Source organism: Archangium gephyra (genome assembly GCF_042230915.1).
GTDB lineage: Bacteria > Myxococcota > Myxococcia > Myxococcales > Myxococcaceae > Archangium > Archangium gephyra_B.
The window spans coordinates 9,968,658-9,984,160 of sequence record NZ_CP102578.1; the positions used below are offsets into that span (position 1 = coordinate 9,968,658).

The 15,503-nt window shown below is 71.1% G+C and carries 11 protein-coding genes; 8 read left to right on the plus strand and 3 right to left on the minus strand.

All coding sequences use genetic code 11. From position 1 onward, the window contains the following. Nucleotides 1–88 precede the first annotated feature (88 nt). A complete protein-coding gene (locus NR798_RS39195; RefSeq protein WP_047860205.1) occupies nucleotides 89–292 on the plus strand; it encodes a cold-shock protein in 204 nt (67 codons plus the stop codon). Nucleotides 293–389: 97 nt separating this feature from the next. On the opposite strand, the gene NR798_RS39200 is transcribed toward NR798_RS39195, so the two are convergent. Beyond that, nucleotides 390–2,603 (minus strand): DPP IV N-terminal domain-containing protein, encoded by a 2,214-nt coding sequence (locus NR798_RS39200; RefSeq protein ID WP_375767684.1) that lies wholly within the window; start codon nucleotides 2,601–2,603, stop codon nucleotides 390–392. Nucleotides 2,604–2,721: 118 nt separating this feature from the next. Here NR798_RS39200 and NR798_RS39205 point away from each other — a divergent pair, with 118 nt between their 5' ends. Together NR798_RS39205 and NR798_RS39210 are read left to right on the plus strand one after the other, a co-directional pair. Beyond that, nucleotides 2,722–3,486 carry a hypothetical protein gene (locus NR798_RS39205; protein ID WP_375767685.1) on the plus strand — a complete coding sequence of 255 codons (765 nt, stop codon included), beginning with the start codon at nucleotides 2,722–2,724 and terminating at the stop codon, nucleotides 3,484–3,486. 154 nt (nucleotides 3,487–3,640) lie between these two features. After that, nucleotides 3,641–5,458 carry a methyl-accepting chemotaxis protein gene (locus NR798_RS39210; RefSeq protein ID WP_375767686.1) on the plus strand — a complete coding sequence of 606 codons (1,818 nt, stop codon included), beginning with the start codon at nucleotides 3,641–3,643 and terminating at the stop codon, nucleotides 5,456–5,458. 2 nt (nucleotides 5,459–5,460) lie between these two features. Here NR798_RS39210 and NR798_RS39215 read toward each other — a convergent pair whose 3' ends face one another. Next, nucleotides 5,461–7,215 carry a BamA/TamA family outer membrane protein gene (locus NR798_RS39215; protein ID WP_375767687.1) on the minus strand — a complete coding sequence of 585 codons (1,755 nt, stop codon included), beginning with the start codon at nucleotides 7,213–7,215 and terminating at the stop codon, nucleotides 5,461–5,463. Nucleotides 7,216–7,354: 139 nt separating this feature from the next. Between NR798_RS39215 and NR798_RS39220 the strand changes: the two genes are divergently transcribed. Then, nucleotides 7,355–7,717 carry a response regulator gene (locus tag NR798_RS39220; RefSeq protein WP_375767688.1) on the plus strand — a complete coding sequence of 121 codons (363 nt, stop codon included), beginning with the start codon at nucleotides 7,355–7,357 and terminating at the stop codon, nucleotides 7,715–7,717. On the opposite strand, the gene NR798_RS39225 is transcribed toward NR798_RS39220, so the two are convergent. After that, nucleotides 7,697–8,581: a cobalamin-binding protein gene (locus NR798_RS39225; protein ID WP_375767689.1), complete on the minus strand. Its 885-nt coding sequence runs from the start codon at nucleotides 8,579–8,581 to the stop codon at nucleotides 7,697–7,699. The two genes, NR798_RS39220 and NR798_RS39225, sit on opposite strands and share 21 nt — an antisense overlap. Before the next feature lie 87 nt (nucleotides 8,582–8,668). On the opposite strand from NR798_RS39225, the gene NR798_RS39230 reads away from it, so the two are divergent. From NR798_RS39230 to NR798_RS39245, 4 genes are all read left to right on the plus strand, one after another. Further along, entirely contained in the window at nucleotides 8,669–9,709 is a 1,041-nt protein-coding gene (locus tag NR798_RS39230) for a hypothetical protein (protein ID WP_375767690.1), read from the plus strand. Nucleotides 9,710–9,977: 268 nt separating this feature from the next. Continuing rightward, nucleotides 9,978–11,636, plus strand: a complete 1,659-nt coding sequence (locus tag NR798_RS39235) for a serine/threonine protein kinase (protein ID WP_375767691.1) — start codon at nucleotides 9,978–9,980, stop codon at nucleotides 11,634–11,636. 7 nt (nucleotides 11,637–11,643) lie between these two features. Beyond that, nucleotides 11,644–14,193, plus strand: a complete 2,550-nt coding sequence (locus NR798_RS39240; RefSeq protein WP_375767692.1) for a TonB-dependent receptor domain-containing protein — start codon at nucleotides 11,644–11,646, stop codon at nucleotides 14,191–14,193. Continuing rightward, nucleotides 14,190–15,428: a hypothetical protein gene (locus tag NR798_RS39245; protein WP_375767693.1), complete on the plus strand. Its 1,239-nt coding sequence runs from the start codon at nucleotides 14,190–14,192 to the stop codon at nucleotides 15,426–15,428. Before NR798_RS39240 ends, NR798_RS39245 begins: the two co-directional genes overlap by 4 nt. Nucleotides 15,429–15,503 lie beyond the last annotated feature (75 nt).

Genomic DNA, 15,503 nt, shown 5'->3' on the forward strand with positions numbered 1-15,503 from the left:
TGCCCGCCTAGAACTTCACGTGTCACCCGGCACACGGGGGACGGGAAACGAGCCGGCCTTGGGTCGGCTCCCCTGACAAGGAAGCACAATGGCAACTGGTACCGTGAAGTGGTTCAACGACGCGAAGGGCTTCGGATTCATCGTGCAGGATGGTGGGGGCGAGGACGTGTTCTGCCACCACACCGCCATCAACATGGATGGGTTCCGCACTCTCGCCGAGGGGCAGAAGGTGGAGTTCGAGCTGGCCAAGGGCCCCAAGGGCCTGCAGGCGCAGAACGTTCGCGCGGCCTGATTCCGACCCGAGCCACTCCGTCCGCGGAGTGACCTGGGAAGAAGGCCCGGCATCCCAGGGGGGAGCCGGGCCTTTCTCTTTGCGGGCGCCCCCGCCCCTACTTCGCCAGGTGGCGCTTGAAGTGGCCCATCACCCACTCGTACTGGCGCTGGGTGACGAGCGGATCCGGCACCATGTGCGTGAGGCCGCTCAGGGGCAGCAACTCATGGTGCTTGCCGGCGCGGAAGAGCGCGTCGGAGAGCTTGAGGGTGTGGAAGAAGTAGACGTTGTCATCCGCGGTGCCGTGGATGAGCAGCAGCGGGGAGAGGGGCTTGCTGGTGTCGCGCGCGTAGGTAAGCAGCGAGCTCTTCTCGTAGGCCTCGGGGTGCTGCTGGGGCAGGCCGAGGTAGCGCTCGGTGTAGTGGGTGTCGTAGTCGAGCCAGTCCACCACCGGGGCGCCAGCGACGGCGGCCTTGAAGACGTCCGGGCGCTTGAGGGCGGCGAGCGCGCCCATGTAGCCACCGAAGCTCCAGCCTTCGATTCCCACGCGCTGCAGGTCCACCTCGGGCACCACGGCGGCGAGCGCCTGGACGGCGGCGGCCTGGTCCTCCAGCGTCACGCCGGAGAAGTCCAGGTGCACGGCGCGCTGCCACTTGGAGCCGCGCAGCGGGGTGCCCCGGCCATCGAAGCGGGCGATGAGGAAGCCCTGGTCCGCCATCCACTGCGACAGCAGGTGCGCGGCCATGGACTTGTGCACGACGGTGACGGTGGGGCCGGCGTACACCTCGACGATGGTGGGCAGCTTCTGGCCAGGCTTGCCGTTGCGCGGGCGCACCAGCGAGGAGTGGAACTTGAGCGGGCCCACCTCGCGGTACTCGACGACGGGGACGAAGCCGGGCTCCACCGCCACCGAGGGCAGCTCGCCCACGCGGGTGCCATCCCCCCGCACCACGTAGGTGCGCGGCATGGACGTGGGGCTCGAATGCGTGATGACGGCCAGGTTGCCGGAGCGGGCGACGGCGCCCATCTCGACGGCCTCACCGGTGGTGCCGGGACGCACCTGCTCCGGGGCGCCGCCCTCCTTCACGCGCCACAGGTAGCTCTCGGTGGGGTTGGGGCCACCGACGAAGTAGAGGGTGCGCTCCTTCTCGATGTAGCGGGCGAGGTTGCGGAAGCCCGCCTCCGGCTTCACCAGCGAGCGCGCGAGGCTTCCATCCGCGTTGCGCAGCTCCACCTCGGGGCCGCCGTTGCGCTCGGTGTACCAGAGGAAGCCGCTGCCATCCTCGAGCCACAGCGGGAAGGTCTGCTCCAGCTCGAGCCACGCGTCGTCCTTCTCGGTGAGCAGCTCCTTCGTCTTGCCGCTGGCCGTGTCCACCGCGAGCAGCTTCTGCTCCGTCTGCGTGCGGTTCTGCACCAGCACCGACAGGGAGCCCTTCTTCGGCCACACCACCGTGGCCAGGTACGGGTACTTCTCCGCGTCCCACTGCACCCACACCGTCTTGCCGCCCGTGACGGGCGTAATCCCCAGGCGCACCTTCGCGTTGTTCTTGCCCGGCCGCGGGTACGAGTAGTCCTCCGCGCCCTTCTCCGGGTGCATCACGTCGATGATGGAGAGCTTCTCCACCTGCGCCGTGTCCGACTCGGTGTAGGCGATGAACTTCGCGTCCGGGCTCCACCACCAGCCGGAGAAGCGGCTCATCTCCTCCTGGGCGACGAACTCGGCCAGGCCGTGCGTCTTCGCCGGGGTACCGCCCGTGGTGACGCGGTGCTCCTTGTTGGTGGCCAGCTCGATGCGGAAGACGTCGTTGTCCCGCACGTACGCCACGTGCTGCCCGTCCGCGGAGAAGCGCGGGTCGATGACGCCCGGGCCCGTCTTCAGCTCGGTGGACTTCCCGCTGGCGCGCTCGACCAGGTAGAGCTTGCCGGAGAGCGGCACCAGAATCCGCTCGCCGTCCTCGGACAGTTGGTACGAGGTGAAGCCCCGGGCGCTCACGCGCATGCGCTCGCGGCGGGCCTTCTCCTCGGGGGAGAGCGTCTCCTCGGAGCCCTTGAGGATGGCCTCGGGGGTGAGCACCTCCTTCGCCTCACCGGTGGCCACGTCGAAGGCGAAGAGGGTCTGGATGGGGGCGCGGGGCTGGCCGCGCAGGAAGAGGACGGTCCTCTCGTCGGGAGTGATGCGGGGGTTGACGGGACGCCCGCTCATGAAGCGGCGTGTCTCCGCGTAGTCCCGCAGGAAGGCGTCTTGTGAGGCGGTCATGGTTTTCGCGGGGGGCGGCTGGGCGAGGACGGGAGCGCTCGTCAAAAGGAGCGCGGCTGCGAGCAGGATGCGCATGCGGGGCTGGCGCCCGGGAGGCGGGCGGTCCCTCCTTTGAGGTAGGAAGCGCGCGCAGCCTACACTCCTGGCGGCGCGCGGCCCGCCAAATGCCGTGCAGGGGCGGTTATTCCCAGTGATGGACGAATCCCACAAGCACCTGCGTCTCGCGGGCGTCATCCGGCTGTCACTCGGCGGAGGACGGGGCCCGACGGACGCGTACGTATTCGACCCGCACCGGCTGGCGCTGCCCGCGTGGGCCTGCGCGCTGGAGGACGGGCCGGCGGCGCTGCTGGTGACGCTGGACCGGCACCTGGACCTGGTGGTGCCCCAGGCACCGGCGGCGGTGCCGGACCGCTCGGCGGGGCTGAGGGCCCTGGACGAGCACGCGCGGTGGTCGCTGGACGTGCGCAACTACGACCACGTGCTGGCGGCGATGGAGGCCGGGCTGGTGGGCGACGCGCTGGTGATCGCCCGGGGACGGCCTCGGGGCACGTTCGCTGGCGACGTGTACGTGGACACGCGGGGGCGCCCGCACCGGCTGGTGGTGGTGCCCACGGTGGACCGCGCGGCCGAGGCCTTCAACGCGCCCGCTCCCGGTGACGCGGTGCGCGACGTGCTGGCCTCCGCCGAGCGCATCCTGCTGGACGTGGACCTCGACTGCTTCACCAGCCTGAGCGATGCGGACCCGACCACGGTGCTGCCCTGGCCTCGAGGTGTCATCCGGGACTACCTCCTGCCACCGGACTCGGAGTCCTTCTGGGAGGCGGTGCTCGGCCGCTGTGTCGCACTGACGCTGGCGCGCGAGCCCCACCACTGTGGGGGGCTGCTGGCCTCGGGGGAGCTCTTCCGGGACGTGGCCGAAGTGCTCTTCCGGGAGCTGCTGCACACCCCACCCCCCTAGCCTTCCTTTTTCCCAGTTTTCCTTCAGTTGCAGACACGCCGGGCGGCCTCGGACTAGCATCACGGCGGTAGGGAGGCATCCAGGCAGGCGCCGGGATTTCTTCCCCCCGCCTTTCCTTCCGACGCCCTCCCTCTGGGAGAATGGCCCCCGCCTCATGAACGGCTCGCCCCCGCAGACGGTCATTCCTCCGCAGCTCGCCCGACGGATCCACCTCGTCGTGCTGGCGTGGCTCACTCCCTCCGCGCCCATCGCCGGCTACCTCCTCGCGTTGTCGCTGGGGTTGTCGGCGGGGGACCACCTCTGGGCGCTGCTGCATGTGCTCCCGGTCGTCTTCGTGGTGGCGGCACTGCTGATCCCCTGGACGGGCATCTCCGTGCTGCTGCGGGGCAACCTCCCCGTGCGGCCCGACGAGCCTCCCCAGGAGCGGCTCGCCCGCCTGCAGATGCTGCCCTGGAAGCTCGCGTTCGTGGGAACCCAGGCCCCCGCCCTCCTGGGCGGCCTCGTCTACGTCATCCCGTTGGTGCTCCGGACCGGCAAGCACCCCATGATGATCGGGCTCGGGTTCCTGGTGGCCGCCACCATCGGCCAGGTGCTGGCGCTGCCCGTGGGCATCAAGCTCGAGCAGATGTTGATGCCGCTCGTCGTCGAGGAGCGCAACCGCCTGCGGGTGCACGCCACTGGACGGGGGCTCTTCTGGCCGAGGCAGCGCTGGTTCCTACCCTACGTGTTCGCCGCCACCCTGACGAGCACCCTGGTGCTGTCGGGGCTGGTGTTCGTCCTGCAGACGCTCGAGCTGCGCGATGCGCAGATGAGGGCCGTGCTCGCGGATCCGTCCATCTCCCAGGCCCAGGGCGAGCTGATCGCCCAGAAGCTGCACGGCTTCAGCGACTCGCTGCTCTCGACGATGGGCCCGCCGCTGCTGGCGCTGGGGGCCTTCGTGTTGATCGTCCTGTCGCTCTCCGCCTGGATGCTGGCGCGCCGGCAGGTGCGCGCGACGGCGGCCGTGATGGAGGCCATCGAGGCCCTGGCCCAGGGCGCCCCCTTCGCGCCCCGCTGGGCCTCCACCGACGAGATGGGAGACCTCGCGGCGGGCATGGTGACGGTGCTCGAGCGGCTCCAGGAGATTCCCACCCGGCTCCAGGCCTCGGCCACCATGCTGCTGTCGGCGAGCACGGCGCTCGGCTCCGCGAGCAACCAGCAGCGCCAGCGGCTGTCCGAGCAGGCCGCCATGCTGCAACAGGCCCAGCTCACCTCGGAGGAGATCCGCACCACCTCGGAGCTGGCCTCGCACAAGGCCGAGAGCGTGCTGAGCGTGGCCGGCCACGCGGGGCAGCTCGGCCAGTACGGCGAGGAGGCGCTGGACCGGACCCTGGCGGGCCTCAACACCATCCGCGACTTCGTGGACGGCATCCGCGGCAAGGTGCTGCGCCTGCAGGAGAGCGCCACGCAGATCGCCCACATCGCCGTCACGGTGAAGGACCTGGCCGACCAGTCGCACCTGCTGGCGCTCAATGCCTCCATCGAGGCCGCACGCGCCGGGGACCAGGGCGCGGGCTTCGCCGTGGTGGCCAGTGAAATCCGCAAGCTGGCGGATCAGACCATCCGGGAGAACGCCCTCATCCGCAAGAGCCTGCTGGACATCGGCACCGCCATCCGGGACGTGGTCTCCATGAGCGAGCAGGGCGCCCTGCAGGTGGAGGGCGGCCTGGAGATGGTGAAGTCCTCGGGCAACAACCTGCGCGAGATGTCCTTCATCATCCAGGAGAACGCTGCGGCCGTGCGGCAGATCGCCGTCGCGGTGAACCAGCAGAACACGGGGATTTCCCACATCTTCAACGCCATCGCCCACATCTCGGCCGGCATGGACGAGACGATGAAGCGCCTGGACACCACGCTGCAGGCCACCGAGACGCTCCAGGCCGTCACCCGCGAGGTGACGGAGATCGCCCGCCGCTACCAGCTCAATCGCTGAGGCTACAGCGGTGAGTCCAGGAAGCCGGGCCGGAACTCCGTCACCTGTCCGCCGCTGAAGGAGAAGCGGCCGCCGAACTCGGGCCGCTCGTCGTTGAGCACGTACCCGAAGTCGAGGCGGAACGGGAAGGTGTTGAACTGGGGGAAGAGCAGCCGCAGCCCCACGCCCACCGAGTGCACGAAGCGGGGACCCTCATCGAACGCCGAGCCCGCGTCGTAGAAGAGCACGCCGCCCAGGTGCACCGTGTAGAGGATGAGCGGCCGGGTGCGGTACTCCACGTTGAGCAGCGCCGTGCGCTTGCCCGAGTACGCCTCCGGCCGCGCGCCCCGCAGTCCGTTGCCGCCTCCGAGCAGCAGCACGCGCTCGTTGAGGTCGTCGATGTTCACGTCCAGCAGGCCCCGCACCACGAAGCGCCCGCCGAGCACCTTGGGGGACACCTGCTGGAGCTCCACGGCCCAGCGGCGATTGACCCACGTCCCCGCCCCCTCCCCGCCCAGGAGCCGGCGCACGGACGCGGCGGCGGCCAGCGAGCTGAGCGCATCCCCCAGACGCACGCGGTAACGGCCGGTGAGGCCCACCTCGGCGAAGTTGCCCGCGGAGGCCAGCAGCGCGGGCGCGTAGCGTGCCGTGGCGGTGAGGTAGGGCCCCACCTGGAAGTCCTCGGAGAGGGCGTAGGAGTCCACGTCGCGCATCACCTCGTAGCGCGTCTCCCAGAAGCGCGCGTAGCCGAGCACGTAGGTGGCATCCTCGCCGCGAGGCAGGTAGGTGTCGCGCAGCCACGTGCGCCGGGCCTCGTCCAGCCCGGAGTCCGCGGGAGCCCCATAGCGCCGGTGGTACACGCCCACGCCCCCGCCCGCGTCCAGCTTGTAGCGAGCAGAGCCCCAGGAGCGCAGGTACAGCGTGCTCCCGCTGAGCTCGCGCGCATCGTAGATGTAGGGCACCGTCCCGCCATCGGGGTACGGCAGGGCCCACACCTCCGCGCCGCGGAAGACGCGGACGGGCTGCACGCGCCACACCGCCTGCGCCTGGAAGCTCCACGGCGTGTCCAGCGCGTAGAAGGGCCGCGTCACCAGCACGCTGCCACGCGAGCCCTCGAGCTGGCCGCTCTCGCGTCCGACGATGAGCGAGGCCGTCTCGCTGAGGTACCAGCGGCTGCCCGCCAGGCGCGGGTCCACGTACGTCTGCCCGAAGCTCAGCGAGTCCCGGCGCAGCAGGAAGTCCAGCGCCACCTTCTTGTTGAGCCCGAGGAAGTTCTGCTCGGTGCCCTGTAGCCGCAGCGACTGCACCAACGGGCCGACGATCTGGAAGTCCTGGTTGAGCCGCAGCGACCAGAGGTCCTTGGTGATGATGAGCAGCGACACCGCGTCCGGCATGGAGCCGCGCACCGGCACCACGCGCACCACCGCGAAGATGCCCAGCTTGCGCAGGTTGCGCGCCGTCTCGTAGGCCCGCGCCGCCGAGTAGGGCGCCCCGGGCTCCAGCAGCACCTCGCGCCGGATGACCGCCTCGCGGGTCCGCGCGTGGAACACATTGAGCAGCAGCGGGTACGGATCACTCGGGGCGACGACGTCCTCGGAGGCCACGAGCACCGCCTCCAGGCGCTTGCCCTCGGGCTCCGGCTCGAGGCTCCGGCCCTCCTCGAGCGACAGGCCCCACTGCACGAGCGCATCCTCGTAGCCCTCGGCGGGTGGAGCGGGCTCCGCCGCCAGCAGGGGCGCGAGGATGAGGGGCAGCCAGGCGAGCGACACGGCGCCCATCCTGTCACGCCGCCGGGGCCCGGGAATACGTTAGTGAACAGCTCCAGCCCCCGCGGGACTGGAGGGGATTCCCGGGCATGGACGGAAGCGGGAGACTTCAGGCTTTAGAGCGATGCACCCCGTAACGTCCGGACGCAACGTGAAGATTCTCCTGGTAGAGGACAACGAGGACATCCGCGAAGGGCTGACCGATCTCCTCGAGAGCGAGGGCTATTCGGTCGCCGGAAGCGGTACCGCGGAGGAGGGACTGGCCCGTTTGAGGTCGGAGTCCTTCCACCTGGTCATCACCGATTACATGCTGCCTGGCCAGAACGGAGATTGGCTGTTGGAGCAGGCCGAGCGCGAGCACCGGCTGCACAGTACGGGCGCGTTGATGATCACCGCCCACCCGCGGGTGCAGCCTCCCGCGGGCGTGCGCCTGATGCACAAGCCGCTCGACATCGACGACTTCCTGCGCGTGGTGTGCGAGTCCCTTCCCCAGTTACGCGCGGTCGGCGGGTAGCGGCGCGGCCCGCAGATCTCCCGGACGGGGCGAGGGCAGCTTCTCGCCCCGGGCGATGGCCGCCACGATGCTGGCGAGCTGCTCCACCCCATCCGACAGGGCCGCCGGGCCCGGCTGGAGGATGAACGAGCTCTTCACCTCGTAGAGCTGATCCTCCACCACCGCCCGCACCCGCTCCCAGCCCGGCCGCGAGACGATCTTCTCGCGCTTGGCCTTGCGGCCACACCAGCTGGCGATGACGCCCTCCGGGTCTCTCCGGGCCACCTCGGCCGGCTCGAAGATGCGGCCCTTGGCGCCCTGGTGCACGCGCGTCTCGCGGCACACGTCCTCCCCGCCCACCAGCTCCACCAGCTCCGAGCACCAGCGGATGCCGGAGATGAGCGGCTCGTGCCACTCCTCGAAGAAGATGCGGGGCCGGCGCGGCAGCCGCTCCGCCGCCTCCGCGTGCCGCACGAGGTTGGCCTCCAGCTCGTCCGCCAGCTTCTCCGCGGCCTCGGCCCGCCCCACCAGCGCGCCCACCACGCGCACCGTCTGGAGGATCTCCGCGAGCGAGCGCTGGTTGAAGAGGTACACGGGCACCCCGCGCTTGCACAGCTCGCGGCCGATGTCCGCCTGCAGATCCGAGAAGCCCAGCACCAGGTCCGGCTTCAGCTCGAGGATGCGCTCGAAGTTGGCGTCCAGGAAGGAGCTGACGCGCGGCTTCTTGCGTGCCTCGGGCGGACGCACGGTGAAGCCGGAGACACCCACCACGAGCTCTCCCGCGCCGATGCGGTACAGCGTCTCGGTCGTCTCCTCGGTCATGCAGACGATGCGCTGGGGGTAGCGCGGGGCGGAGGAGAGCAGGGCCTTCAGCCGATCGGTCATGGGACGCAGTGTAAGGCGAGGGGCTTCCTTCCACCCGCCCTTCCGGACCATGCTCTCCCCTACCCCGAGCCCGGGATGGCGACCGACATGACTCCCGCACGCACCACCTCCCGCACCTGGGTGCTCCTCCTCCTCCTCCTGGCGGTGGCCTCGAGCGCCTGCGGCCCCCGCACCAAGCAGCAGCGCCAGGCCTACGGCGAGAAGCGGACCGACGAGGCCACCCTGCTGATCAACGAGGCCACGAACCACCTGCGGGAGCTGAACGCGGACCGCGCCGAGCCCCTGCTGGCCAAGGCGAAGGAGGTGCTGGCCCACCCGGACGTGGACCTGTCGCCCGAGGGGGAGATGCTGCGCTCGGAGCTGGCGGAGCTGCAGGCGCGCGTGCCCAAGGTGCGCGAGGAGAAGGTCCGGAGGGAGAAGCAGTCCGTCGCCGAACGCGAGCGCAAGGAGCTCGAGGCGGCGGTGGAGAAGCAGCGGGACGCGGTGGTGGAGGCGATGTTCGCGGTCAACGAGGCGCTGGACGCGCTCGAGGCGAAGGACGCCGGAAGCGCGCAGGTGACGGCGGCGAGCGAGGCCATCCAGCGCACCCGGGAGCGGCTGCGGACGGGCAAGGAGCTGGAGGCGAAGAGCGAGGACTACGGGGCGTCGGCGCGGAGCACCGAGCGGAAGTTGGAGCAGGCGGAGGCCCGGCTGAAGCAGGGGCGGAGGCTGATCGACTTCGTGTCCGGGCCGCTCGGCGACAGCCAGCAAGCACCGGAGCTGGAGAAGAAGGCGAGGCGGGAGAAGGACCTCGCGGCGCGGCTCTCGCTCTACACAGAGGTGAGGGATCGCTACCGCCGCTGTGGGAGCGAGGCGGACCAACTGCTGTCCGAGGTGCCCGAGCTCGCGCGCAGCCCGCTGCCGGTGAAGGGCCGGCCGCTGGTGCTCAAGGCCGTGGCCACCGGGTGCAAGAAGAAGGCGGGCCTGACCCAACGCGCGGTGGTGAAGCTGGAGAAGGCCAAGGTGAAGTGGGAGAAGGCCCAGGCGAAGCGGGAGGCGGCCCGGCAGAAGCTGGAGAAGCTCAAGGCCGCCCGGGAGAAGGCCAAGGAAGCCGCCCGCCAGAAGGCGCTCGCGCGCAAGCGCAAGTAGGCCTCCCTGGAAGGGCCGCGCGCCTTGACGCGGTGCGCAAGTCCCCTCCCCGGCCCGGGGAGTGCCGGGTCGCACGCAGTGCGTCAGGGAAGGACTCCGCAGGTGAACCTGTCCAGCACGTGACGGATGTGCGCGGGAGCCGTATTGTCGGCCCTCCGTGGAACCGGATTCCAGCCGCTCCCGACTTTTCGGAGCCAGCGCGTCTGGTGGTAGCATACGAGACAGGTCACATTTCGCCCCGCCCACCCGGCGGGCGGCGGGGGAGCTCATGGTACAAAGCGGCGCGCAGGCTCAAAGCGCACCGGCCGACATCGGAGATCCCCTCATCGGCCGGGTCCTCAACGACAAGTTCCGCATCGTGGAGGCACTCGGCGCTGGGGGCATGGGCCGCGTGTACAAGGCCGTGCAGTCGCCGCTGGACCGGTTGGTGGCGCTCAAGGTGCTCAACCCCCAGTACAGCGAGGGCAAGGACCCGGGCTTCCAGAAGCGCTTCTTCCTGGAGGCGGCCGTCACCTCCAAGCTGCGCCACCCCAACACCGTCACCATCATCGACTACGGCAGCACGGACGATGGCGTGCTGTACATCGCCATGGAGTACCTGGAGGGGCAGACGCTGGCGCAGCTCCTCACGCAGCACGGGCCACTGCCGTGGATGCGGGTGATGAACATCACCCAGCAGGTGGCGCGCTCGCTGCGCGAGGCGCACCGGGTGGGCCTCATCCACCGCGACCTCAAGCCCGCCAACATCATGGTCCTCAACCAGGAGGACGACCATGACGTGGTGAAGGTGCTGGACTTCGGGCTGGTGAAGTCCTTCCTGCCGGACCGGGGCGGGCCCAACGAGACGGAGATCACCCAGGCCGGCGTCATCCTCGGCTCGCCGCAGTACATGGCGCCCGAGCAGGCGCGCAACGTGTCCGACCCGCGCAGCGACGTGTACTCGCTGGGCGTGGTGATGTTCCAGATGCTGGTGGGGCGCCCGCCCTTCATGGCGGCGCAGAGCATCGACGTCATCTTCAAGCACCTCAACGAGGCCCCACCCGTCTTCGCCGCCGTCTGGCCCGCGCACACCGTGCCGCAGGAGGTGGAGGCGCTGGTGATGCGCTGCCTCTACAAGCGCCCCGAGGAGCGCTTCCAGTCCATGGACGAGGTGCTGGAGGCCATCCGCCGCGCCGCCGCGTCCGCGGGCTTCAGCGGGGCCTTCTCCAGCCCGCGCAACTCCATCACCACCGGCCTCTCGGCCCTCCCCGCCCCTGGCAGCGGCCCCATGTCGGGCCCGCAGACCGGCCCCCTGCCCTCCCCCGGCTCCACGGGCGCGAGCACCGTGGCGCTGGACATCGCCGTGGAGGAGACGCCCGCGAAACCGGCCTCCCGGCGCACGTTGCCCCTGGCCCTCTTCGCCGGCTCGCTGCTGCTCGGGCTCACGGTGGCCGCGGTGGTGGCCCTGCGCGCGCCCCCGCCCCCGCCCCCGCCCGTTGCCGCGCCCGAGCCCGTCCAGGCGGTGGCGCCGGCGGTGAAGACGCCCGCCCCCGAGCAGCCCGCGCCCCAGCCCGCTCCCACCGCCGAGGCCGCGCCCGCGCTCCCGGCGCAGCAGCCCGCCGCCGAGCCCGCGGTGGTGGCCGCCCCCCCCGTTCCGGCCGAGCCCGTGGCCATCCGCTTCGTCATCGACAGCGAGCCCGGCGGCGCGAAGGTGCTGTACGAGGGGCGCGTGCTGGGAGAGACGCCCGTGGAGCTGCCGGTGCCCCCGGGCGCCGATGGCCGCGCGAGCGCCCGCCTCACCTTCGCCCTGGACGGCTACCAGCGGGTCACCGCCATCGCCGCGGGCGAGGGGCCGGTGGTGCGCCACACGCAGAAGCTGAAGAAGAAGTCCGGTTCCCGCTCCGCGTCGGACAGGAACTCCGCCGGGTACAAGGACGACCCTTACTGAGATTGTGATGAACCCGACCGCCCTGAAGCGAGCGGGCGCCCTCGCGTTGATGCTGTACGCGGGGAGTGCCTTCGGCGACGCGCGCCTGGAGGCCCGCCGTCATTTCCGCACCGGCATGAGCCTCATCGCCCAGGGTCAGTACGACCAGGGCATCGCCGAGCTGTTGCTGGCCTACTCCATCAAGCCCCACCCCAACGTCCTCTACAACATCGCCCAGGCCTACCAGGACGCGGGCCGGTTGACCGAGGCGGCGGACTACCTGCGGCGTTACATCGCCGCCAACCCGCCGGACGTGGCCACGGCGCAGGCCGCGCTGGTGAAGCTGGAGGAGTCGCTGCGGGCCGCCGAGGCGGCGAAGCAGGCCGAGTCGGCGAAGCCCGGCGAGCCGGTGGTGCCGGGGAAGAAGCCCGGACTACCCCCCATGCCCGCGGCGCCCGGCGCCGAGGCGGCCCGCTCGCTCGCGGTGCTGGTCGAGCGGCTGGAGAAGGCCATCGCCCGCGCCGAGTCCCTGCCCGCGGCCCCGCCCGCCGCCAGCTCCGAGAAGCCCACCCCGGCCGCCGGAGCCGACGAGGCCGGGGCCGAGGCCTCCTCCGAGCTGGACGAGGGAGCGGTGCCCTACGAGGAGCGCGTGGTGACGGCCAGCCGCCGTGCCCAGTCCTCGCTGGAGGCGCCCAACGCCACCACCGTCATCACCTCCGAGGACATCCGCCTGTCGGGCGCCACCAGCCTGCCGGAGCTGCTGCGCCGCGTGCCGGGCGCCGAGGTGATGATGCTGGGGCCGGGCAGCGCCAACCTGTCGGTGCGCGGTTTCAACCAGCGCGTGGCCAACAAGGTGCTGGTGCTGGTGGACGGCCGCACCGAGTACCAGGACTTCCTGGGCATGACGCTCTGGTCGTCCATCCCCGTGGAGCTCGAGGACATCGAGCGGATTGAGGTCATCCGCGGCCCGGGCAGCGCGCTCTACGGCGCCAACGCGATGCTGGGCGTGGTCAACATCATCACCCGCGCTCCGGGCACCGGCCCCAAGGCGCGCTTCCAGGCCCACGCCGGCAACGCCAACGCCGCGGGCGGCAGCTTCGTGAGCCATGGCGGCACGGGCGGGCTGCGCTACCGCGCCTCGGCGGCGTACTCGCAGGCGGACAAGTGGAGCCGGGACTTCGCGGGGGACCGGCCGGACGTGGCGGTGGTGGACCCCCAGCCCCACCTCGGCCTGCGCAGCGCGCGCGGCAACCTGGCCACCAGTTACAAGTTCGACTCGGGCGCCGAGGTGGGCGTGTCCGGCGGCGTCAACCGCTTCTACACGGAAATCTACCCGCTGGGCCTGCTGCGCAACTTCTACCTGGATGGGGTGAGCGCCTTCGCCAAGCTGGACGTGGGGCTGGGGCCTCTCAAGGTGAAGGCCTTCTGGAACCACCTCGGGGTGGACGCGGGTCCTCAGTACGAGCCCCTGGGCCAGCGCTCGCTGGCCACGCGCGTCGAGTCCAACCTCTTCAACGGCGAGGTGCTCTACAGCAAGAGCTTCGAGCTGCTGGGCGAGCACCAGGTGAACGTGGGCGTGGAGGGCCGCCTCAAGCGCGTGGCGTGGGACTACCTGGGCCCGCTGCGCGAGGAGTTCCACGCCGCGGCCTACGTGCAGGACGAGTGGCGGCTGGCCCAGCCCTTCCGCGTGGTGGCCTCCTACCGCGTGGACCGGCACCCGCTGCTCGACAAGGGGCAGCCGGGCCTGGCGCACTCGCCGCGCATCTCCGCCCTCTTCACGCCCTTCGAGGGCCATGCCTTCCGCGCCAGCGCGGCCTCGGCCTTCCGCGAGCCCACGTTCCTGGAGAGCTACATGGGCGTGCGCGTCCCCATCCCGGGCGTCAACGGCGCCAGCGCGCTCTCCAGCGGCAACCGGGCGCTCCAGGCCGAGCAGATGGTGGCGCTCGAGCTGGGCTACCGCGGCGAGGCGCCGGACCTCGGCATGGACTGGGACGTGGCGCTCTACCAGCACACGGTGAGCAACCTCATCCACCTGTCCGCCGTACGGCCGCTGCCCGCGGGCGAGTCCTGGGACGCGGAGACGGGCACGTACCTGCTGGGCCGCTCCCTCTTCGAGAACGAGGCGGCCGTCTACACCGCGCGCGGCGCCGAGGCCGGCGTGACGCTGGCCCCGGTGGATGGGCTCGGCATCAAGGCCAGCGCCGCCTTCCAGCAGGTGGCGGCCAACGGCGAGAATGGCCTGTGCGGCCCGTGCAGCCAGGCGCCCCAGTTCAAGCTGTTCGGCGGCATCACCTACCGCACGCGCCAGGCGCTGGAGCTGGGCGTGGACGCGGCCTGGACGTCCGCCACCACCTGGGTGGAGCGCGAGCCCTCCTCGAAGGACCCCACCGTCATCGAGCCGCTGGCCAACACGCTGCCCGCCTACGCCGTCATCAACGCCCGCGTGGGCTACACGCCGGTGAAGGACCGGGTGTCGGTGGCGCTGGTGGGCTCCAACCTGGGCCCCACGCACGCCCAGCACCCCTTCGGCAACCGCATCGAGCGCCGCGTGCTCGCCCTCCTGACGGTGACCCCATGAGCCTCTCCTCCTCCAAGACGCTGGTGGGCCTGGCCCTCGCGTCCGTGCTCGCCACCGGCTGCGAGCCCCCGCCCGTGGTGCCCACCGCGGACCAGCGGCAGAACCAGCAGCTGTCCCGCATCGAGGGCCAGGTGGTGGTGCAGAGCCAGGCGCGCGGCAACGCCATCGTCCTGCTCTACGACGCCGCCCGTCCGCCTCCGCCCCAGGGCTCAGGCCGCCCGCTGAGCTTCACCGTCATCCCCGCGCAGAAGCTCTTCGGACCGGCGGCGCCGGGCTCCTCCGGCCCCTTCACCGCGCCCTTCTCCTTCAGCCTCGTGGCCCCGGGGCGCTACCTGCTGCGCGGCTTCATCGACGCGGACACGTGCCTCACGGGCGCCACGCCCTGCCACGGCCCGGACTTCATCCCCTGGTTCAGCATCACTGGCGAGCCCAACGCCGGGGACGTGGGCGGCGCCGCGGTGGACCCTGTCACCCGCGTGCCACGCGTGGTGGAGGTGGCCGCGGGCCCGGACGGCGCCCTCCAGGCCGCCTCCGGCGTCATCGTGAGCTTCAGCGATTCGAGCACCGTCCCCACCGAGCGGCCCGCCTTCCGCGTGGAGGGAGGCTCCCGGTTCGACCCCTCGGAGGGCTCCAAACGGCTCGACCTGGTGCCCCTGCGGGTCCAGGAGGGCGTGGTGTCCGCGGGCCACCCCGGCCTCGTCGTGCGCTGCGTGGACGACAACGGCGACGGCTTCCCCGACGACGCCAACGGGGACGGCCAGCCGGACCTGTGGCCGCGCGTGGTGGTGCGCAAGCTGACGGGCTGGCCCGGACTCAGCGAGGCGCAGCAGCTCGCCGACGAGAACGACCTGGACCGCGATGGCATCCTCGATGCCGTGGGCGCCGACTACCCCCGGGACGATGGCACCAGCGACGGGCTGCCGGACCAGGTGGTGCTCGCCGCGGTGCTGGCCCCGGACCCGGCGCTCATGGACGCCCTGCTCGAATACGATGAGTCACCCTGCGTGGAGGTGGTACCCTCACTGAGGGTGGTCGTGCAGCCCCAGGCGCTCGACGTGCGCGACCCCCTCAAACGGATGCCCCTGCAGTCGGTGCCTTCCGGCCGCTACGCCATCACGCTCGTCCAGTTCACCGGCCAGACGTGGCGCGTCCCCAACGAGCTCTCTCCCACCCTGGCGCCCGAGGACGGGCTGCCCCCGGTGGAGAGCCAGTCGTTCGTTCTCGAAGTGCCGTGAAAAAGGCTCATCCCAGCGGCACGAAAAACTCCAGGAGGGGATCACGGCCCGCTTTGACTTCGTGCTGTCCGTCGG